The sequence below is a fragment of the Caballeronia sp. GACF4 genome (assembly GCF_023631025.1).
Lineage (GTDB): Bacteria > Pseudomonadota > Gammaproteobacteria > Burkholderiales > Burkholderiaceae > Caballeronia.
The window spans coordinates 146,237-166,754 of sequence record NZ_JALQDW010000007.1; the positions used below are offsets into that span (position 1 = coordinate 146,237).

The 20,518-nt window shown below is 63.7% G+C and carries 19 protein-coding genes; 7 read left to right on the top strand and 12 right to left on the bottom strand.

What is annotated here, in order from left to right:
* The first annotated feature begins 54 nt into the window (after nt 1-54).
* The 3 genes from NCR40_RS08860 to NCR40_RS08870 are packed head-to-tail and all read left to right on the top strand — an operon-like array spanning nt 55 to nt 2,148.
* Nucleotides 55-795 carry a TetR/AcrR family transcriptional regulator gene (locus NCR40_RS08860; RefSeq protein ID WP_244825640.1) on the top strand — a complete coding sequence of 247 codons (741 nt, stop codon included), beginning with the start codon at nt 55-57 and terminating at the stop codon, nt 793-795.
* Nucleotides 795-1,379: an LOG family protein gene (locus tag NCR40_RS08865; protein ID WP_250465199.1), complete on the top strand. Its 585-nt coding sequence runs from the start codon at nt 795-797 to the stop codon at nt 1,377-1,379. The genes NCR40_RS08860 and NCR40_RS08865 overlap by 1 nt, the downstream gene beginning before the upstream one ends.
* A 22-nt stretch (nt 1,380-1,401) precedes the next feature.
* Nucleotides 1,402-2,148: an SDR family oxidoreductase gene (locus NCR40_RS08870; protein WP_250509249.1), complete on the top strand. Its 747-nt coding sequence runs from the start codon at nt 1,402-1,404 to the stop codon at nt 2,146-2,148.
* Nucleotides 2,149-2,166: 18 nt separating this feature from the next.
* On the opposite strand, the gene NCR40_RS08875 is transcribed toward NCR40_RS08870, so the two are convergent.
* The 7 genes from NCR40_RS08875 to sugE form a co-directional block, all read right to left on the bottom strand.
* Entirely contained in the window at nt 2,167-2,955 is a 789-nt protein-coding gene (locus NCR40_RS08875) for a DUF5672 family protein (RefSeq protein WP_250509250.1), read from the bottom strand.
* A gap of 196 nt (nt 2,956-3,151) precedes the next feature.
* On the bottom strand, nt 3,152-3,751 hold the full coding sequence (locus tag NCR40_RS08880) for a DUF924 family protein (protein WP_250509251.1): 600 nt from the start codon (nt 3,749-3,751) through the stop codon (nt 3,152-3,154).
* Nucleotides 3,748-4,479 carry an alanyl-tRNA editing protein gene (locus NCR40_RS08885; protein ID WP_244825647.1) on the bottom strand — a complete coding sequence of 244 codons (732 nt, stop codon included), beginning with the start codon at nt 4,477-4,479 and terminating at the stop codon, nt 3,748-3,750. The genes NCR40_RS08880 and NCR40_RS08885 overlap by 4 nt, the downstream gene beginning before the upstream one ends.
* Before the next feature lie 96 nt (nt 4,480-4,575).
* Entirely contained in the window at nt 4,576-4,998 is a 423-nt protein-coding gene (locus NCR40_RS08890) for a group II truncated hemoglobin (RefSeq protein ID WP_250509252.1), read from the bottom strand.
* Nucleotides 4,999-5,019: 21 nt separating this feature from the next.
* Nucleotides 5,020-7,509, bottom strand: coding sequence for an ABC transporter permease (locus NCR40_RS08895; RefSeq protein WP_250509340.1), 2,490 nt, complete (start codon nt 7,507-7,509; stop codon nt 5,020-5,022).
* 110 nt (nt 7,510-7,619) lie between these two features.
* Nucleotides 7,620-8,258 carry a DUF4126 domain-containing protein gene (locus tag NCR40_RS08900; RefSeq protein ID WP_244825650.1) on the bottom strand — a complete coding sequence of 213 codons (639 nt, stop codon included), beginning with the start codon at nt 8,256-8,258 and terminating at the stop codon, nt 7,620-7,622.
* A 323-nt stretch (nt 8,259-8,581) separates the two neighbouring features.
* Entirely contained in the window at nt 8,582-8,902 is a 321-nt protein-coding gene (sugE, locus tag NCR40_RS08905) for a quaternary ammonium compound efflux SMR transporter SugE (RefSeq protein ID WP_250465203.1), read from the bottom strand.
* 221 nt (nt 8,903-9,123) lie between these two features.
* On the opposite strand from sugE, the gene NCR40_RS08910 reads away from it, so the two are divergent.
* Both NCR40_RS08910 and cydB read left to right on the top strand, forming a co-directional pair.
* Entirely contained in the window at nt 9,124-10,584 is a 1,461-nt protein-coding gene (locus tag NCR40_RS08910) for a cytochrome ubiquinol oxidase subunit I (protein ID WP_250465204.1), read from the top strand.
* A 20-nt stretch (nt 10,585-10,604) separates the two neighbouring features.
* Nucleotides 10,605-11,612 (top strand): cytochrome d ubiquinol oxidase subunit II, encoded by a 1,008-nt coding sequence (gene cydB / locus NCR40_RS08915; RefSeq protein WP_250465205.1) that lies wholly within the window; start codon nt 10,605-10,607, stop codon nt 11,610-11,612.
* A gap of 14 nt (nt 11,613-11,626) precedes the next feature.
* Here the strand turns inward: cydB and NCR40_RS08920 are convergent, their stop codons facing one another.
* From NCR40_RS08920 to NCR40_RS08930, 3 genes are read right to left on the bottom strand one after another with little or no spacing between them, the layout of a single operon-like run.
* Nucleotides 11,627-12,091 carry a hypothetical protein gene (locus NCR40_RS08920; RefSeq protein WP_250509253.1) on the bottom strand — a complete coding sequence of 155 codons (465 nt, stop codon included), beginning with the start codon at nt 12,089-12,091 and terminating at the stop codon, nt 11,627-11,629.
* Nucleotides 12,092-12,139: 48 nt separating this feature from the next.
* Nucleotides 12,140-12,712: a peroxiredoxin gene (locus NCR40_RS08925; protein ID WP_250465207.1), complete on the bottom strand. Its 573-nt coding sequence runs from the start codon at nt 12,710-12,712 to the stop codon at nt 12,140-12,142.
* Nucleotides 12,713-12,764: 52 nt separating this feature from the next.
* Nucleotides 12,765-14,060: an EAL and HDOD domain-containing protein gene (locus NCR40_RS08930; RefSeq protein WP_244825657.1), complete on the bottom strand. Its 1,296-nt coding sequence runs from the start codon at nt 14,058-14,060 to the stop codon at nt 12,765-12,767.
* A gap of 454 nt (nt 14,061-14,514) precedes the next feature.
* Between NCR40_RS08930 and NCR40_RS08935 the strand changes: the two genes are divergently transcribed.
* Complete coding sequence (locus tag NCR40_RS08935) at nt 14,515-16,461, top strand: putative bifunctional diguanylate cyclase/phosphodiesterase (RefSeq protein ID WP_284507733.1); 1,947 nt, start codon at nt 14,515-14,517, stop codon at nt 16,459-16,461.
* Between the two features lie 103 nt (nt 16,462-16,564).
* Nucleotides 16,565-18,034 carry an HDOD domain-containing protein gene (locus tag NCR40_RS08940; RefSeq protein ID WP_250509254.1) on the top strand — a complete coding sequence of 490 codons (1,470 nt, stop codon included), beginning with the start codon at nt 16,565-16,567 and terminating at the stop codon, nt 18,032-18,034.
* Nucleotides 18,035-18,044: 10 nt separating this feature from the next.
* Here NCR40_RS08940 and NCR40_RS08945 read toward each other — a convergent pair whose 3' ends face one another.
* Together NCR40_RS08945 and NCR40_RS08950 are read right to left on the bottom strand one after the other, a co-directional pair.
* Nucleotides 18,045-18,488, bottom strand: a complete 444-nt coding sequence (locus NCR40_RS08945) for a hypothetical protein (RefSeq protein ID WP_250509255.1) — start codon at nt 18,486-18,488, stop codon at nt 18,045-18,047.
* Nucleotides 18,489-18,765: 277 nt separating this feature from the next.
* Nucleotides 18,766-20,430: a methyl-accepting chemotaxis protein gene (locus NCR40_RS08950; RefSeq protein ID WP_250509256.1), complete on the bottom strand. Its 1,665-nt coding sequence runs from the start codon at nt 20,428-20,430 to the stop codon at nt 18,766-18,768.
* Nucleotides 20,431-20,518 lie beyond the last annotated feature (88 nt).

Sequence of the window (20,518 nt, forward strand, 5' to 3'; positions counted from 1 at the left end):
GCGCGAACGTTTTGGAGTTTCGAGCGCCGCCACCGGAAGCCAAGGTCGGACGACATGGAAGCCAAACCTCCCCGCCGTACCCGCGAACGGATTCTCGAGCTGTCGCTGAAGTTGTTCAACGATATCGGCGAGCCGAACGTCACCACCACGACGATCGCCGAGGAAATGGAAATTAGTCCAGGTAATCTGTACTACCATTTCCGGAACAAAGACGACATCATCAACAGCATCTTCGCGCAGTTCGAGCAGCAGATTCAGAAGCGCCTGAAGTTCCCGGACGATCATCGTCCGACCATAGATGAAATGTGGTCGTACTTACAGTACATGGCCGATTTCCTGTGGGCGTATCGCTTTCTCTATCGCGATCTGAACGATCTGCTCGCGCGCAATCGCACGCTCGAAACGCACTTCAAGCAGATCATCACGCACAAGGTGCGCTTCGCCAGCCAGCTATGCGAAGCGCTCGTCGCCGATCAAGAAATGGTCGCGACGCCTGCGGAGATCGAAGTCATCGCGACCAACATGGGCGTGATCTCGACCTACTGGCTTTCGTATCAGTACGTGATGAACCCGCGCAAGTACAACGATCAGGAAGCGATCCGCACGGAGTTGCATCAGGCGAGTCTGCATATCATTTCGATCATGGCGCCGTATCTTCGCGGACGATCGCGCCAGCTCTTCGACGACCTCGTGTCCGGTAAACTGCCGAAGCGCCAGTACGCCGACTTCCTGCCGCCGCGCGAGGAAGCGCCGCCGGGCGCGCCGAAGAACGTAACACCGAAGGATTCCCGATAATGAAGGCTGTTTGTGTCTATTGCGGCTCCGCGAGCGGAGCCCGCCCTGTGTATGCCGAGGCGGCCAAGGCGTTCGGCCGCGCGCTCGTCGAGGCCGACCTCTCGCTCGTGTATGGCGGCGGCCGCGTCGGTTTGATGGGCCTGATCGCCGATGAAGTGCTCGCCGCCGGCGGACGCGCAATCGGCGTCATTCCAGAGTTGCTGCTTGCGAAGGAAGTGGGCCATACGGACCTCACGGAACTGATCGTCGTGCCCGACATGCACGAGCGCAAGAAGCGCATGGCCGATCTCGCGGACGCGTTCGTCGCGATGCCCGGTGGTGTCGGCACTTTCGAGGAATTTTTCGAAGTGTTCACGTGGGCGCAGCTTGGTTATCATCAGAAGCCTGTTGGCCTGCTGGACGTGAACGGCTATTACGACCCGCTCATGGCCATGTTGCGCCATACCGTCGACGAAGGCTTCATGCGCGAGCAGTATCTAGAGCTCATACAGATTGCGCGCGAGCCCGGCGAGATGATCACGAAGCTGCAGCACTACACGCCGCGCACGCTCGACAAGTGGAACGAAAAGCGCGACGCGGTTTGATCCATTCCTAACGGTCGACACGATGTCCAAAGTCATCCTGATTACGGGCGCGAGCCGCGGCATCGGCCGCTCGGCAGCGCTGCTTGCGGGCGCGCGCGGCTGGTCGGTCGGCGTGAACTATGCGAATAACGCCAGTGCCGCCGATGAAACCGTCGCCGCGGTGCAAGCCGCTGGCGGCAAGGCGATCGCCATTCAGGGCGACGTGTGCGACGAGGCGGCGATCGTCGCGATGTTCGATGCCACCGAGAAGGCGTTCGGCAAGCTCGATGGCGTGGTGAATAACGCGGGCATCGTCGCGCCCGGCTCCATGCTCGCGGACATGGATATCGAGCGCATGAAACGTATTTTCGATACCAATGTGCTCGGCGCGTTTCTTTGCGCTCGTGAAGCGGCGCGGCGGCTTTCCACTTCGCGTGGTGGCAAGGGCGGGTCGCTCGTGAATGTTTCTTCGGCGGCCGCCAGATTGGGCGGCCCGGGGGAGTATGTCGATTATGCGGCTTCCAAAGGGGCTATCGATACACTCACCATCGGGCTTTCCAAAGAGCTCGGGCGCGAAGGGGTAAGGGTCAATGCCATTCGGCCAGGTCTCATCGAGACCGAGATTCACGCTAGTGGTGGTAAGCCCGATCGGGCTCAGGTGCTGGGTGGGCAGACGCCTATCGGGCGCGCCGGGTCCGCCGATGAAGTCGGCGAGGCTATCGTCTGGCTGCTCTCCGACGCGTCGTCGTATGTCACGGGGGCACTACTGGATGTCACCGGCGGACGATAAGCGCAACATCGCCCGCGCTCACGCAGCGTGAGGCGAAGCCGCGAATTCGACGCGGTAGCCACGATGTCTAAGCATGGCCACGACCTGCAACTCGTCGTTATTTACTTCGACTTCCTGCCACGAAACTCCATAGCGCACGACGAGCGGATCGATGCTGACCAGGCGACGCCACCAGCCGTGCAAGCCGAAGATCTGCAACATGTTCATGCCAACGTGAATCGGCCCCGCCGCTTCGAATGCAAAGCGTGCGCATAACTCGAGCGGCGCAAATCGCAAGCCCACCGCTTCGAGTTGCGGACGCAAGACCGCGCTGAGTTGAACGTCTTCATTCAAGCCGTCGTTGAACCAGTACATCTTCAAAGGTTCGGTGTCTGTTACTTGCGGCGGCGGTATTTCGACGCGAATACGCGGATGATCGATCAAGGCGCGAAGCATGCGGCGACTGCGCAGGCTAACACCGCCGTTGAGCACCGGCATGACGACATGATCGGGCTTTCCGAGATGCTCGCACCAGCCAAAGCCGCGCATCCAGATGGAGCTGCCCGGCACGTCCACGCGGCCGAGGTGGATCGGGGCGCCAATATAGTCGTAGTCGAGAAAGTCGTCGCTCCAGTTGGCGGCGTCGAGAATCCAGCCATCATCTTGCACGATCAACACGTGGTCGGTCTGGATCAGCCGCCAAAGCGCGAACATGATGAACCAGCTGTATTCGTGGTAATGGAGCGGCGCGAGGGCGCAGTGTCGAATCTGCGCAGGCAGGTCGGCTGGCTTTTGCGGGCAGCAGATCAAGGCGTGAGCGCCAGGCATCTGACGGAGACTCAGGGCTAGCGCACGGGCGGCGCCTGTTGCATCCGGAAGACCGGTTACGGAAACTAAAGTGATACTGCTGAATCTGGACATGATGACGATGAGTATTGCGGCGGTCGCACTCGAATCCGAATGCACGCCGCCGTCATTCTACACTTTTGCCCATGGCCAGCGATATTCTCGCTGTGAATCGCGGTCAAAAGCCGCCGCGGGTCGTCAGCCACGTTTCTTCTTCCTTCGTCGTCGGCCTGCCCAAAATTCGGTTGCGATGCGGAAAGCGCCCGAATCGTTCGATGACTTCCGCATGCTTCATCGCCGATTCATGGAAGCTCGTCACGCCCTCTTCTTTCTCTAATTTCCCAAACAATTCAACCGCGCGAAGCTGGCTCTCCATCGTCTCGTCATGCTCGAATGGCATATACGCGAACGCACGATGGTAGGCATCGGCCAAGCGCAAATCATCGCCGGAATCGACCAGCGCTTTCGCCAACGCCAGCGCACGCTCGTCGCCCGCAAACGCGCGCGGCGTATGCCGATAACAATTGCGCGAAAACTGGTCGAGCAGCACGATCAGCGCAAGCGCACCCGAAGGCGTGCGCTCCCATTCGCGCAAACCGTCCGACTGCGCTTCTTCGAGCACGGCGCCGAAACGCTCGCTGATCTGCGCATCGAAGGCAGGCTTCTTTTTCCACCACAGCTTGCGTTCCGTTCCGGCCTCAGGCGAGCCGACCGCGCCGAACCAGAATTCGAGTATCGCGCTCGCGCGCGGATCGAGTGCTTCCGCTCGCGCGTTCAAACCAGCTCCAGCACCAGTCGCCGCGTGCGCGCGCTCTTCTTCTCCAGCTTTGCAATCCGCAAGCCGCCGATCTCGCCGGTATTACGCACATGCGTGCCGCCGCATGGCTGCAAATCCACGTTCTCGATGCGCAAAAGGCGCACGCGGCCAAGGCCCATCGGTGGCTTTACACTCATCGTGCGGACGAGTTCAGGGCGCGCGGTCATCTCGTCGTCGGTGATCCATTCGGTATTCACGTCGTGCGCGCCGCCGATCAGTTCCGCCAGACGCGCTTCCACGCGCTCACGTTCGATAGGCTCGACCGTCGCGAAGTCGAGGCGCGCATAGTCTCTCGTGATGCTGCATCCATCCACCGGATACGGCAGTACCGCGCACATCAAATGACTCGCCGTATGCAGCCGCATATGCCGATACCGCCGCTCCCAGTCGATCTCCGCGCTCACTCTGTCGCCAACCTTCAAAAGCGAAAGCGCTTCTTCCTGGCCGGGCGCGGGCACATGCACGGCGTCGTCGGGCGTGGCGCCTTCGAACTTCGCCTTGCGCGTGTCGGCAATGACGATCTTCGTGCCGTCGGCAAGCGTCAGCGTGCCCGCATCGCCGGCCTGGCCGCCGCCGAGCGGATAAAACACGGTTTGATCGAGGTGGATGCCCATTTCGTCGATAGCCGTGACGCTCGCCTCGCACTGTGTGCGATAAGCGTCCTCGCGAAAGAGTGCGCGTGTGCTCATGTCTTGTCCTTGCAATGTTTCGTGGGGCGGCAAAAAGCCGTTCCGCAGATCATGCCGCACGCGCCGCTGCCTTGGACCGATACAAAAGCGCGCGAATCAGCCGGGCCGGTTGCGCATCCAGTCGGCGGTATCGAAGAAAGAGGTGAGAAGGCGCTCGCGCAAAGGCTCGTCGAGGCCGATGTCCTGCATCGCCCACGCCATGCAGCGCAACCATTGATCGCGCTCGGCCGTTGCAATGGCGAACGGCATATGCCGCGCCCGCAAACGCGGATGGCCGAAGCGGCTGATGTAGTGATCCGGTCCGCCCATCCAGCCGCACAGGAACCAGAAGGTCTTGTCGCGGGAGTTGTCGAGTGTCGGCGGATGCAGCGCGCGCAAGCCCGCGAATTCAGGTTCGAGGTCCATCAGATCGTAAAAGCGATCGACCATCGCGCGCAGACGTTCCTCGCCGCCGATCAGTTCGAACGGCGTGGGCTTTTGGACTTCATCGTCGGAAGGTTGGGAATTGACTTCGTTCATTGCTTTTGGACAACAGAAAACTCAGGCGTCGCGCAGCGATTGCAAGGCCGGACGCGCCAGCACGCGCCGCAGGCTCATCCAGCCGCCGAGCGCCGCGCAAGCAACGCCCGCGACGATGCCAACCGGCACGAGCCACGGGTTGAACTCGATATGAAACTCGAACACGCGCGATGCAAGCACGTAACCGATGCCCTGCGCACCGAGCGCCGCCATCAGGCCGGACAACGCGCCGACCGCGACGAACTCGGCGACCTGCACCGAACGAATCTGCCGATGCGATGCGCCCAAAGCCCGCAACAGTGCCGACTCGCGCATGCGTTCGTCGCGCGTGCCGGCAAGCGCCGCGTAGAGCACCAGCACGCCGGCCGCGAGCGTGAAGATGAACAGGAACTGCACCGCGCCGATCACCTGGTCGAGCGTGCGCTGAATCTGCGCGAGGATCGGCGCGGTATCGATGGCGGTCACGTTCGGATAGGCGGCGACGAGGCCGTCGATGGTGCGCGCCTGTTCCGGCGGCAGATGAAAACTCGTGATGAACGTCGCGGGAAGGTCGGCCAGCGTCTCAGGCGGCATCAGCACGAAAAAGTTGACCTTGAACGAATTCCAGTCGACCTTGCGCACGCTCGTCACCGGCGCCTCGACCGGCATGCCGGCGACATCGAAACGCAGCGTGTCGCCCATCTTCACGCGAATGGTCTTCGCGATGCCCTCTTCTATCGACACCGCCGGCTGCGCGTTCTTGCCGAACCACGTGCCCTGCGTCACGCGGTTATCGCCCGGCAATTCGGTGGTGTAAGAAAGATTAAATTCGCGATCGACGAGCCGTTTTGCATCCGGCTTGTCGTAGCTGTCCGGATTTACCGCTTTGCCATTGATGGCGACGAGACGCGCGCGCACCATCGGCGAGAGCGTGGCATCGGGTTGGCCATGCCCATGCAGATACGCGAGCACGCCTTCGCGCTGATCCAGCTGGATGTCGATGAGAAACTCGTTGGGCGCATCCGGCGGCGTGGCGGCGCGCCAGCCCTTGATGAGGTCGTCGCGCGTCATCGCTATCAGCAACAAACACATGAGGCCGATGCCAAGCGCCGTGATCTGCAACGCGCTCGCGCCGCTGCGCCGTTCGAGCGACGCCAGCGCATAACGCCAGCCCACGCCCGCGCGGCTCTTTTCCCGCCGCACGAAGCGCGCCGCCGCCCACAACGCCGCGCGCGCGATCACGCCGAAGATCAGGAGGCCGGCCGCGAATCCGCCCGCGACGATGCCGCCGAGCTTCAACTCGCCCGCCGCGACGATGAGCAACGCCGCGAACAGCACGACGCCGACGCCGTAGGCCGCATAAGCGACGCGCTTTGCATCGCCGAGTTCACGGCGGATCACATGCACAGGCGGCACGCGCGTGAGCGGCAAAAGCGGCGGCAGGGCGAAGCCGAGCAGCAGCACGAGGCCCATCGCGATGCCTTGCAGCGCGGGCCAGACGGAGGGCTGCGGCAAATCGACATCGACGAGCGAGCCCAGCCAGTTCAGCAGCACGAGATGGCCGCCGAAACCGAGCACGACGCCAAGCGCGCTGCCGATCACGCCGATCGCCAGGAATTCGTTCAGAAACAACGCGCGCAGCGTGCGCTGACTGACGCCCAAGCAACGCATGGTGGCGCAGCCGTCGAGATGCCGCCGCGCAAAACGATGCGCGGCCATGGCGATGGCTACCGCCGCGAGCATCGCCGTCAGCAGCGAAACGAGCGTGAGAAAGTGGCTCGCGCGATCAATGGTCTGCCGCACTTGCGGCTGCCCGTCCGACAGCGATTCGAGTCCGACGCCGCGCAATTTGCCGCCGTCGGTCTTATCGCGGGCGAATTGCGCGAAGCGCTCGATCTGCGCATCCGGTCCCGCGACCAGCAAGCGGTAAGTCACGCGGCTGCCGTAGCCGAGCAATCCCGTGGCGGCGATTTCATCGGCGCGCATCATGAGGCGCGGCGAGAAGTTGACGAAGGAAAAGCCGCGATCCATCTCGCGCGTGATGAAGCCCGCGACCTTGAACGTGCGCGTGCCGACCTTCACCGTGCCGCCGGGCTGCGTTTTCAGCGCATCGAGCAGGGAGGCATCGACCCAGACGGTGCCGGGCGCGGGAATGCCGTTGACGGGCGCGTCGGGCTTGCCGGGCGCGGACGCGATACGCAGCGCGCCACGCAGCGGATAACCTTGCGTCACGCCCTTGATCGCCGCGAGCCGCGAGGCGGGCTGCGCCGCGGTCGAGCTGATCATGCTCGGGAAGATCGTGGTCCCGGCGGTTTCGAGGCCGAGCGACCTGGCTTGGTCGGTGAACATCGCATCGACGGGATGATCCGAGCGCACGACGAAGTCCGCCGCGATCATCTGACGGCCGTCGCGCACGAGCCCTTGACGCATGCGGTCGGAGAGAAAACCGACGCTCGACAGCGCCGCCACCGCCAGCACCAGCGCGAGCAGCAGCATGGTGAGTTCGCCCGCGCGCCAGTCACGCGCGGTCATGCGCCACGCCTGACGCGCGGTCTGCAGAAAATCGAGCCGGACAGGAGGATGCGTGCGGTCGGCTTTGAGCGCGGCCTTGGAGGGAGTGGAGTCGTTGCGCGCCGCGGTGCTCAATCGTGCTTGCTCCGCAGGCTCGTGATCGACGTTTGCGGCGCGCCGCTGCCGGGCAGCATGTGCTTGGCCATGCGCGATATGCCGCCGTGCACGCCGCGCACGAGGCGCGGCAGCGCCCAACCGGCGATGACCAGGAACGCAATCAGCATGACGAGGAACAGCACCGGCACGAAGAGCGCGAGCGTGATGCCGAGCAGCACGCCGATGTCTTCCGTCGCGGATGCCGCCCAGTTCGACACCGGTTCGGGCGAGAGATTGATCAGCGCGCGCGTGCCCGCCTTGGCGAAATGCGAGGCGCCGGCAAGCGTTCCGCCCGCCAGCGCCGCGATGGTGAGCATGGCCGGATCGGCATGACCGAGCGTGCCGGCGGCGAGCACGGCGCCCGCCGGAATGCGGATGAACGTGTGAATGGCGTCCCACAGCGAATCGAGCGCGGGAATCTTGTCGGCGAGAAATTCGACGACGGCGAGCACCGCCGCCACGCCGATCACCCACGGCGAACCGAGCACCGCGAGCGAATCAGGGAGATGGATGAGACCGATGCGTTCAAACAGACCCGCGATGAAGACCGTGAGATACAGGCGCAACCCGCTCGCCCATGACAGGCCCGCAGCGAGCGAAAGTGACTCAAGCATTGCCGCCTCCTTGGTGCGCCAGCAACCCGGCCAACCGTGTGCGCCGGTCTGAACGTCGCTTCTTTCCGGCCCGGATGCCGAAAGAAGCCGCCCATATCAACGAGGATATCGAAAAAAGCCTCGTGACGCAGGCGGAAAGATAAAACGGTGCGGCTCGCCGAGTGATGTTATCTGCAATCGGAGATTGCTGAAAATCGGAAATGCCTTCAGACCATTATATCCATGCAAAAGGAAGCGGTGCAGCAAGGCATCCGGCGAATGCCGCCCGAAGTGCGCTGCCGCTCGCACCGCGACCATTGCGGTGGCGCCGGTGCAACAGCGCGTCAATGTCCGGACGAAAGCTTGAGTCCGATGAGCCCCGCGACGATCAGCGCCGCGCTGCCGATACGCGCCGCCGTCAACGCCTCGCCCAGAAACACGATGCCGAAAATAAACGCGCCGACCGCGCCGATTCCCGTCCAAACAGCGTAAGCGGTGCCGAGCGGCAACTGGCGCATGGCCATGGCAAGCAAGACGAAGCTGCCGATGGCCGTCACCAGCGTGAACACCGACGGCCAGAGCCGCGTAAAGCCTTCCGATGACTTGAGCCCGGCGGCCCATGCCACTTCGAGCAAACCGGCGATAAAAAGAAGAATCCAGGACATGAGGTGACTTCCTCGAAGGAACGGGGCCGTCCCCGGTAACAAGAAGCGCGCGCGGTCGTCCACGCGGCGAAAGCAGACCGTAATTATACCGATTTGGTGCAGCAAGGCTTTCGCTCCTCGTGCCGAGCGATGGAAAACCGTGTATTAATGGAGCGCGCGCCACCAGTGTGCGACCGTGCACCCTTCGCCCCGCCCTTTACAGAAACACAAAAGGAGCGCTCATGGATGTCGATTCGGTCCTGCTTTCACGTTTCCAGTTCGCCTGGGTCGTCGCGTTCCACATACTGCTGCCCGCGTTCACGGTCGGCCTGTCGTGCTTCATCGCGACGCTCGAATTCAACTGGTGGATCACCAAGCGCGATGTCTACCGGCGCCTGTCCGCGTTCTGGCTGAAAATCTTCGCGGTGTCGTTCGGCATGGGCGTGGTGTCGGGCATCGTCATGCCGTTTCAGTTCGGCACCAACTGGAGCCGTTTCTCTGACGCCACCGCCAATGTCGTCGGCCCGCTGATGGGCTACGAAGTGCTGACGGCGTTCTTCCTCGAATCGGCGTTTCTCGGTGTGCTCCTGTTCGGACGCAAGCTCGTGCCGCAATGGGCGCACGTCATGTCCGCGATCTTCGTCGCGGCGGGCACGGTCATCTCGTCGTTCTGGATTCTCGCTGTCAATAGCTGGATGCAGACGCCGCAAGGGCATCGCATGTTGCCGGACGGCCGCTTCGAAGTGGTGAGCTTCTTCGACGTGATCTTCACGCCGTCGTTTCCGTACCGGCTCGGGCATACGGTGAGCGCGTTCCTCGTCACGACGGGCTTCGTCATTCTCGGCGTCGGCGCCATGTATCTGCGGCAAAAACGCGCTGTCGAGGAAAGTCGCGTGATGCTCAAGATGTCGCTGATCTTTCTCATCATCATGGTGCCGATCCAGATGGTGATCGGCGATTCGCATGGTCTGAACACGCTCAAATATCAGCCCGCCAAGCTCGCGGCGATGGAAGGTCTGTGGGAAACCGGCTCGCGCGTGCCCGCGAATCTCTTCTCCATTCCCGACGAAAAGGAAGAGCGCAACCGCTTCGAGATTTCGATTCCCGTGCTCGGCAGCCTTTACCTCACGCACGATCCGAACGGAGTCGTGCGCGGGCTGAAGGACTTTCCGCGCGAAGACCGCCCGCCTGTCGCCGTGGTGTTTTTCGCCTTTCACATCATGGTCGGGATCGCGCTTCTGATGTTCGCGCTCGTGCTGTCGGGCATAGTGCTGTTCGCGCGCGGCAAGCTGGAACAAAGCACGCGCTGGCTGCGTTGCGCGACGTTCGCCATGCCGCTCGGCTTCATCGCGGTGATCGCGGGCTGGACCACCACCGAAGCGGGCCGTCAGCCGTGGACGGTGTATGGCATCCTGCGCACGCGCGATTCCGTCACGCCCTCGCTCACCACCGCCGACGTCGGCCTGTCCTGGGCGCTCTACATGCTGGCTTATCTCGTGATCTTCGGCGCGGGCTTCGTGCTGTTGCGGCGGCTCGTGCGCATCGGCCCGACCGACGCGTCGCGTGACCATGAGAACGAATCGCTCGATACGAAGACGCGCGCGGCGCGGCCGCTGTCGGCGGTATCGGCGGTCACGGCAGGCGGCGACGGCGGCGCGCGCACGGCGAATCGCGACGACGTCGTCCCGCCGCATCGCCCATAACAAGTCAACAGGAGACCGCGATGCTCGATCTCGTGCCTTTGTGGGCCGCCATCCTCGCGCTGGCCGTGTTCATGTACGTGCTGCTCGACGGCTTCGATCTGGGCGTCGGCATGCTGTTCCTGCTGCGCCGCGATCCCGACGAACGCAACTTGATGATCCACTCCGTCGCGCCGGTGTGGGACTTCAACGAAACCTGGCTGATCCTCGGCGGCGGCGGCTTGTTCGCGGTGTTCCCGCTGGCCTTCGCGATCATCGTGCCGGCGGTCTACTTTCCGATTCTCTTCATGCTGCTCGGGCTGATCTTTCGCGGCGTCGCGTTCGAATTCCGCGAGGTCGAGGGCGCGCGCCGATGGCTGTGGGATGGCGCGTTCGGCTACGGCTCGCTCGTCGCGACCTTCGCGCAAGGCACGGTGCTCGGCATGTTCATCCAGGGCTTTCCGATCCACGGCCGGCAGTACGCCGGGACGAGCTGGAACTGGGTGGCGCCGTTTCCGCTACTCGTCGGCGTCGGGCTGATCTTCGGCTATGCGTTGCAGGGCTCGACCTGGCTCGTGCTCAAGACCGAAGGCGAGTTGCAGGCGTGGGGTCGCAAGATGGCGCGTCATGCGCTGCTCGGCGTGATCGCGTTCATCTTGCTGATCAGCCTGTGGACACCGCTGAAAGATGCGCGCATCGCGGCGCGCTGGTTCGGCTTTCCGCAGAGCTTCGCGTTCACGCCCGTGCCGGTGTTGACCGCGCTCCTTGCGTGGACGTTGTGGTCGAGCTTGCAAAAAGGCCGCGAAGTGCTGCCCTTTTTGTGCTCCGTGGGCCTCTTCTTCCTCGCGTTCACCGGGCTCGTGATCAGCCTGTGGCCGTTCATTGCGCCGCCTTCGGTGACGCTGTGGGACGCATCGGCCGCACCGTTATCGCATCAGTTTCTGCTGATCGGCACGATGTTCTTGCTGCCTGTCATCATCATCTACGTGATCTGGTCTTACTGGGTGTTTCGCGGCAAGGTGCGCGGCGATCTCGGCTATCACACGCAATAGCCGCTTGGTCATGACTAAAGCTTCTGGCGCGTGGCGAGCGTGAGGATGCGCGTCCACTTGCGAGCATTGGCTGTATCGTTGATGGGCAGACGCCATTCCGGATGTTTCGAATCCGCGACGGTGAGGACGACCGCGTTGCCCTGCTCCTCGCGCGCGCCGCGCAGATCGGCAAAGATATAGCTGCCCGTCGCTTCGCCCACGCGCACTTCCAGGAGCCGCTTGCCCGCGGCGAGCCGCAAGCCGCCCCAGTCGCGTTTGAGTTCGTGAGTCCAGTCGCCGCCAGCCGAGCGCGGAATGTTCGCCGCGACTTCACGGCGCCGCGCGAGCCAGTAAGCGACGCCCGCCGCGATTGCCGCGGCCGCCACCACCGCCACGCCGACTGCGACAGCAAGCCCGAAGTGCGCGTGCAGCGCGTTGAACGACCAGACCGCGCCATAGATGAGCGCGACGAGAACCGCGAGTGCGACAACGATCGGCATCTGACTTCACACCTTGTTCTTTGAACGACGAATACGGAAATGACAAGCTCATTGCGCCTTGTGTTTTGCGTTCCAGTCACGCAAGGCCTGCAAGGTATTCGCGACATGCTGATCCGGCGAAAGGCTCGTGTATTCGTAGATCACCTTGCCGTCCGGCGCGATCACGTAGGACACGCGATTGGCCATCGAACTCTTCATGGGCAGCGAAGCGTCATAGGAGCGGATGATCTTCGAGTCTTCATCCGCCGCGACCGGGAACTTGCTGCGGCACTCGCTCACGGAAAACTTCTTGAGCGTGTCGATGTTGTCGTGCGACACGCCGATCACGGTGGCGCCCTGCGCCTTGTATTGATCGACCGCCTCGGCGAATTCGTGCGCTTCGATCGTGCAGCCCTTGGTGAACGCCGCCGGATAGAAGTACAGGACGACGGGGCCTTTCTTGAGCGCGTCGGCAAGCGAGTACTGATACACATCGCCGCCAAGCGATGCCTGGGCGACGAACGACGGCGCGGCGTCGCCCGGTTTGAGCGTGGCGCTCGCGGCAGTCGAATACACCACGGCCACGCAAGCCGCGGTTGCGGCCGCCAGACCGGCGACGGTCGCCAGAATCTTTTTCTTCATATGCACTCCGCTTGAGGGCAGCAAAAATGTCGCGAGACGAGCGGCAAGCGCCTCAGCCTTGCGCCTCGTCCTGATCCAGCCGGCTCTCGGTGAACCACGCCGCCGCTTCGACCTGCATTTGCGAGAGCGTGGCGGGCGTGAGTTCCGCGAGCGCGGGATCGGCCAGCCGGCTTGCATCGATCGCGGCGGCATCGCCTTGTTCGGCCGCTTTCGCGATGGCCAGCAGCGCACCGAGCGCGCCCTCGCCTTCGAGGATCGCCGAGCGGATCTCCGCCGTGAGGTGAAGCTTATCGACAATTTCTTCCGGCTGCATGCCGAGCACGACATGCACGAGCGAAAAGATGCCCGTCATGAAGGCGGCATCGGCAAAAGGCTCGTCATCCGGGCGCAGCACGCCGGCCGCGAGTTCCATGAAGCGCGCGCGCGTGCCGACGAGTTGGAGGAGCGGATCCGAGCGCCACGGCAGACCGCTGCCGTCCGCGTAGAGCAGCAGTTGGGTCCAGCGCATCAACTGACGTGTGCCTGTCGACGCGATGGCCTCGCGCAACGACGACACGCGCCGTCCGCGCGCATGCGCGCTGGAATTGGCCAGACGCAGCAGTTGCACGACGATGTCCGGATTGCGCTTGAGTTCGGTCTCGAGCTCGCGCAAGGCCGGGTCGCCGCCGAGCACGGCGAGCAACCGCAGCAGCGCACCGCGCGCCGGACTCGCGCGCCTTGCGGAGAGCACTTGCGGCCGCGCGAAGAAATAGCCCTGAAAGAAGTCGAAGCCCAGGCGCTTGGCTTCCTTGAAGTCGTCGAGCGTCTCGACCTTCTCGGCGACCAGCAACTTGCCGCGCGTCTTGAGCGTCGTGGCGAGCTTCGGCAAGTGCGCGCGGTCGGTGGACAGAAGATCGATCTTGACGATATCCACGGATGGCAGCGCGGCAAGGAGCGCGTCGTCCAGACGGATGACATCGTCGAGAGCCAGGCGAAAGCCTGCGTTACGCAACTGGCCGCAGCGCCGGAAGATGGACTCGTCGAACTCGATGCTCTCCAGCAATTCGAGCACGAAGCGCTCGGGCTGCATGATGTGGACGATGTCGTCGAAGAGCAATTCGCGGCTCATGTTGACGTAGCCGGGATGATCGCCCAGCACGGCCGACACGCCGATCTCGCCGACCGTGCGCGCCACCACGTGCGCGGTGGCCTGCACGTCGTCCGCTATGCGGGCGCGATTGTCGGGGCTGTCGCGAAACAGCAATTCGTAGGCAGCCAGCGCGCCGTCGCCGTCGAGAATGGGTTGACGGCCGACATAGACACTGTGTTCGCGCCGGGAGGGCGCGGGCTTTAGCGGGGAATCGGCCATGACGGGAAGCTCGGAAGTGCCCAGCACGCTGCCTCGCAAACGAGGCAGGCCGGCAATCTATGGTGGGTCATGGGATTGAACAACTCAAGCGAATTTTCCGGTCGACGGTCAACGGTCATGCAAGCGGACATCGCAGCCGGCACTGCAGGTGCAATTGCAGGTGCCATCGCAGGTGGCATCGCAGGTGGCATCGCAGGTGGCATCGCAGGTGGCATGATACGCAAGTTTTGTACGACAAATAACCTCGACGCGTCTGGCCATACAACTCGGCACCGTCGCTCCAGCTAAAGAAACCGTCCCATGGGCCGATAACTCGCCTGATAGAGCGTGTCGCGCGTGTGCCGGCACGTACCCGACGAAAGCGTCCGCAAGACGTTTTCGAGCGCCGCAGTGTCCCCTCGCCGTTGCTTATTCGGCCGCGGAACACCGGCGCCACGCACCACTCGACCTCAACATGCAAGCGAATCGGATCACCGCCTCCCGCCGCGCACCGTGGCGCATCGTTCGCGATGCGCTCGGCCGCGCATGGCGAAGCGCCGTGGCGAGCCGCCGCGAAGCCGTGAGCGCCGCGCCCGGCGTCGCCGCCGTGCAAGCGCAGGCACAAGAGCCGGTACAGCCGGAAGCACAAACGCAAGCACGCGCGCCCGCTTCTTCGAGCGCAGTCGCGGCGCATGGCTTCGACAAGGATCAGTCGGTGCTCATGCTGGCGCTCGGCGCGGTCGATTTCCTCGCGCAACTCGACGATGCCCTGCGCTTCCGGCAGGTGTCGGACGCGAGCATCGAGTTCATCGGGTATCACCGTGACTATCTAAGCATGCTGACGCTGCACGATCTCGTGCCGTCCGAGGAAGCCGACGAACTGCACGCGCTCATTGCTCGCGCGCGAGCGAGCGGCAAGCTCGAATCGGCGACGCTCAACGTGGTGAAGTCGTTGACCATTCCGATCTGCGTCGAGTTGCGGCTCATGTCCACCGCCGCGCTCGGCACGCCGGGCTTCGCGCTCGCCGCGTTCGATGTATCGCACTGGCGCGAGCGTGAGGATTCGCTGCAACACGCGCTGCATCACGATGCGCTCACCGGACTCGACAACGCCGCCGCGCTCGATACCGCCATGAGCGCGGCGCAAGCCGAAGCCGAACTCACGCGCACGCAGGCGGCGCTGCTCGTGCTCGATATCGACGATTATCAGCGGATCAACCGCGCGCTCGGTTACGACACCGGCGACGACATGCTGCGCGAGACGGCGCGGCGCATTCAGCACACCGTCGCGCCGGGCGAGCGCGTGGCGCGCATTGCGAGCGACGAGTTCGCCGTGCTGCTGCCCGCCGGCACCACGCTCGAAGCCGCCGAAAGCCACGGCAAGCGTCTGCTCAACGCGATTGCGCAGCCGTATCGGCATCGCGGGCAGCATACGCATTTGTCGGCGAGCGTGGGCATTGCGATGTACCCGGATCACGCCGCGCTCGCGGACAAGCCCGTCGAGCGCAACGGCAAGCACGGCGTTCAGGCGAGCCTGTTGCGCATGGCCGATCACGCGCTCGCGCAGGCGAAGGCTGCGGGCGGCAACACGCTCGTGTTCCACGCACCCGACGACGACCCCGCCGACGCCGAACGCCTCAAGCTGGAAGCCGAGCTATACGAAGCGGTGCGCAACGGCGAGTTCTCGCTGTACTTCCAGCCGATCACGAAGATCCGCACGGGCGCGGTGGTCGGCGTGGAAGCGCTGATGCGCTGGAATCATCCGCTGCACGGGCTCGTGCCGCCGACGGTGTTCATTCCGCTCGCGGAGTCCATCGGTCTCATCAACTATCTGGGCAACTGGGTGTTGAAGGCGGCGTGCATGCAGCTCGCGCAGTGGGACGCCATCGGCATCCGGCTGGATTACGTGGCGATCAACGTGTCGCCGCAGCAGTTCCGGGACAAGCGTTTTGCCTCGGCGGTCAAGGAAGCGCTGGCGCTGACGGGCATCGACGCGCGCCGCATCGTGCTCGAAATCACCGAGAGCGTGCTGATGCGCGATCCCGAGGAAGCGACTTGCCTGCTCGAAGCGCTGACTTCGGTGGGCATTCGCTTCGCCGTCGACGACTTCGGCACCGGCTATTCGAGCCTCGCCTATCTGCAGCGGTTTCCCTTGTCGAAGCTCAAGATCGACCGGAGCTTTGTCGAGAACCTGATTACGTCGCGCAACAATCGTGCGATCGTGAGCGCCGTGGTCGGGCTCGCACAATCGCTCGGGCTGGAACTCGTCGCCGAGGGCGTCGAAACCGAGGAGCAGCGCGACCTGCTCGCCGAGATGGGCTGCGACCATATTCAAGGCTGGCTGATCAGCCGCGCGCTGCCGTCCGACGAGCTGGCGTCGTCGTTCCAGTCGCATTCGCTGGTGCTGCACGAGACATTATGAGAGAAGGCGTGTTCGTGTTCTAATCGAACGACACGTCATGAGAAAGAAGGCTGCGAGGGCCGATTGGAATCGATCCTCGCGCAACGAAGGGTTCTTATCACGGATGGCAGTCAAGGCCGAAATTATGGACAAGCTGTGGGCGCGCATGAGCGAGCGCGGGGATTTCCCCATGCTGTCTCAGGCGCTGCGCACGACCGTGTCCGCGATGAGCGATAACGACCTCGACTTCACGTCCCTCGTGCAAGTGGTGCTGTCGGACTTCGGCCTCACGCAGAAGGTGCTGCGTCTCGCCAATTCCGCGATGTACGTGGCCTTCGGCGGCAACATCACCACCGTCACGCGCGCGCTGATGGTGCTCGGCATGGACGCCGTCGGGCATCTCGTGGTCGGGCTCAAACTCGTCGATCACTTTCATCACAGCGCGCCACGCCGTATCGACGCCAAGCTGGAACTCAACCGCACCTTGCTCTCCGGCGCGGTCGCGCGGCAGATCACCGAGCGCACTGATCTGCGTTCGGCGGAAGAAGCCGTGGTCTGCACGCTGATGCGGCAGATCGGCAAGCTGCTCGTCGCGTTCTATCTCGAACACGAGTGGGATCAGTTGCGGCGCAAGGCGGCGGCGGACAACATCAGCGACAGTCACGCGTGCGCCGCGCTGCTCGGCGTGACCTTCGACGAAATCGGCATGGAAGCGGCCGACCGCTGGCGCCTGCCCGAGACGATCCGCGCCGGCATGCAGGCGAGCGACCCTGAAGCGCCGCCCGACGAAAACGTGCCGAAGCACGTGCGCTGGCTGCAGGCCGTCACCAACTATTCGACCGAAGTCGCCGACGCGCTCACCGCGCAGCATGTCGAAGCGAGCGGCCGCGAGTCCTTGCTCGTCGATATCGCCAATCGCTATAGCGACGCGCTCAGCACCGACGCCGCGACGCTCGCCTCGATGAGCCTCGCGCTTGCCAGCGAAGAAGGCGGCGACTCGGTCATGCGGGAGATCAGCGAACTGCAGGCCAATGCGGATGCCATCGCGCGAGCAGGAATATCCGCGGAAGCGCGCATAGGCGCGAGCCTCGAAGACTTGCGCTCGTTGCCATCGAAGAATGCGCTCGCGCCCGTGCTTGCGCTTGCCTCCGAAGCCGTGCTCGCGGGGCTCGGCTTGTCGCGCGCGGTGGTATTCGTGCGCCTGGCCGACAACGAATTCCAAGCGCGGCTGGGACTTGGCGCCGGCGTCGAAGCGATGCTGCCCAAGCTGCACTTTTCCGCCGACTTCAAGCCCGACGTGTTCCATCTGGCGATCACGAATCCGGTGGGCATCTTTATCGAGAACGCGCACGATCCGCGTATCGACGCACGCTTGCCGCGCTGGTACAAGGAGACGCTTGGCGAGGCGCAGGCGTTCGTGCTGCTGCCGGTGAAGTCGGATGCATCGACGGTCGCGCTCGTCTATGGCGACTGGACGCATCCGCAACACGTGCGCAAGATCGCGCCATCGGAAATGAGCGCGCTGAACGAACTCACGCGCGAACTCAGCCGCTTCTTTTCCAGCGCGAACTGGAAAGAAGTCGAGCTGATCTGATTCCTCCTTCCTATTCGCGCTTCAGAATAGCCACGACCTGCTCGCCATATGGGACGAGATAGCCGCCGTTGGCGCGCTGCCAGGCGAGCGCGTCGGCTTCGTTGGCGAACCAGTTGCGCTCGAAGTCGTTGAACGCGCCGGCATCGAGCCGGTATCGGTCGATGCGCGCGGCGGGTTCTGTGTCGATATCGTTCTTGCAGGCGTCCCAGCTTGAATAACCGAGTTCGTTGGCGAGCATGGCGAGCACGTGCTTGAGTTGCAGCGCGTCGCGCTTCGCGTGGAGATCGGTGAGGCGCGAGGCGCGCGTGATGTCGGCGGATTGCAGCCGTCGCAACACGGGCAGCGCGGCGCTCGAATCGCCATCGCGCGCCTGACGCAAGAGCCGCCGCGCGTGTTCGCGCAGATAGTCGCTATTCGAAGCGGGAGGGGAAATTGGACAGGATGTGGACCACATGACGTTGTTCCTTTGTTTGCGCCGTTCTCGCGTGCGGCTGAAAAGGTTCGACGTTGCGGTTCGTGACTTGGGCGCGTTGACTGCGCTTTGGACTGCAAGGCGTGGCAGGTGTGGATGACTTTCGCGAGAATGGGCGCCCTGCCGGCGCCCGAGTTCGCGGATTTTAGCTTGAGGTTGCGACTTTGAGCAAGCGCGAAGAGTACGCGTACTCAACGATTGCGCTTGCCGTGCAAACCAGGTCGAGGGGCTTCTTCACCGTCACCCGACGCCACGCGAATCAGGCAAGTTGGAACTTCCCGACCAGCGCATTCAAGCCCTTCGCCTGATCGTCGAGCGATTGCGCCGCCGCGGCCGCCTCTTCCACCAGCGCCGCGTTCTGCTGCGTGCCCGCATCCATCTGCGCGACGGCGTGGCTGATCAGTTCGATGCCCGTCTTTTGTTCCGCCGATGCCGCCGAAATCTCGCCCATGATGTCGGTCACGCGCCGCACCGCGCGCACGACTTCTTCCATCGTCGCGCCCGCTTCCTGCGCGAACGACGAGCCGTCCGACACGCGCGCCACCGATGTATCGATCAGGCCCTTGATCTCCTTCGCCGCCGCCGACGAACGTTGTGCAAGACTGCGCACCTCGCCCGCCACGACCGCGAAGCCGCGCCCTTCCTCGCCCGCGCGCGCCGCTTCGACCGCCGCGTTCAACGCCAGAATGTTGGTCTGAAACGCGATGCCCTCGATCACGCCGATGATGTCGCCAATACTTTTCGCGCTCGCATCGATCCGCTGCATGGTTTCGACCACGCGGCTCACTACCGCGCCGCCCTTCTCCGCAATCGCCGACGCGTTGTTGGCAAGCGTGCTCGCCTGCATCGCGTTATCGGCGTTCTGGCGCACGGTCGACGTGAGTTGCTCCATGCTCGAAGCGGTCTTCTCGAGCGCCACCGCCTGTTCCTCGGTGCGGCGCGACAAGTCAACATTGCCCGTCGAAATCTCGCTCGATGCCGACGCGATAGCCTGCGCGCTCACCGCGATCTCGCCGACCGTCGACGACAGGCCCGCCTGCATCTCCGACAAAGCCGCCAGCATGCTCGCGTCATCGCGACGCGCAAGCACGATGCGATTGGCCAGATCGCCCGAGGCGATGCGCCGCGCGATATCCATCGCGTAAGCCGGCTCGCCGCCGAGTTGTTTCGCGAGCCGCCGCACGACCCATTCGCTCACGGCGATAGCCAGCCCGAGCAGCGCGAGCGTCAGCACGGAAACCATCACGAACGAAGAATGAAAGATGAACGCGGCGGCATCGATGGTCGCCTTTGCGGCCGCGCCGCGCCGCGCGACGAGTTCATCGACCATCTTTTCGAGCTTGCCGGTCTCGACCAGCAGCGAAATGTCCTGCGTGCCGACTTGCCAGTTCATCTGCGAAAGATCGAGCGGCTGCTCCTTCACGAGTTTCACGAAGCCGCGCACGTTGCCACTCCACGCGGCGAGCGCCGTGTCGAAACGCTTTTGCTGCGCGAGTGCGTCCTGGTCCGCGTGATCGACGTATTGCGCGAGTTGTACCTGTTCCTTGCCGATGGCCGCGAGCGCCTCCTCGATCTGCGCGCCGAGATCGCCGCGCTCTTTGGCGGTCGTCGCGGTGAGCAGCATCTTTTGGGAACGGCTCGCGCGCAGCAGATAGCCACGCGTTTCTTCCGCCGCGCGGCTCGCGACGACGCCCTGCGTGTAAATGGATTCGGTCGCGCCGTTCAGACGGCTGATCTGCATCAGCGATATCGCGCCGATGGCAAGCGTTCCTGCAAGCACGAGTCCGAAGGCAAGACGCAGCGTCGCCTTGACGCTCAACCCTCGCCTGGCGGAATCGGCCGCGCGTGGATGGTTGCTGGCGGCGTCCGGCAGGAATGCCGCGTCGCTCGTTGCGCGTACGCCGCGTAGCGAGAACAGTTTCATGGTTGATCCCCGAAGTGTTTGCTAGACGGCCGCGTCTATCGCGCGGCACGTCTGTATCGCTGGTCTACGGCAAACATTTGGCTTTCTT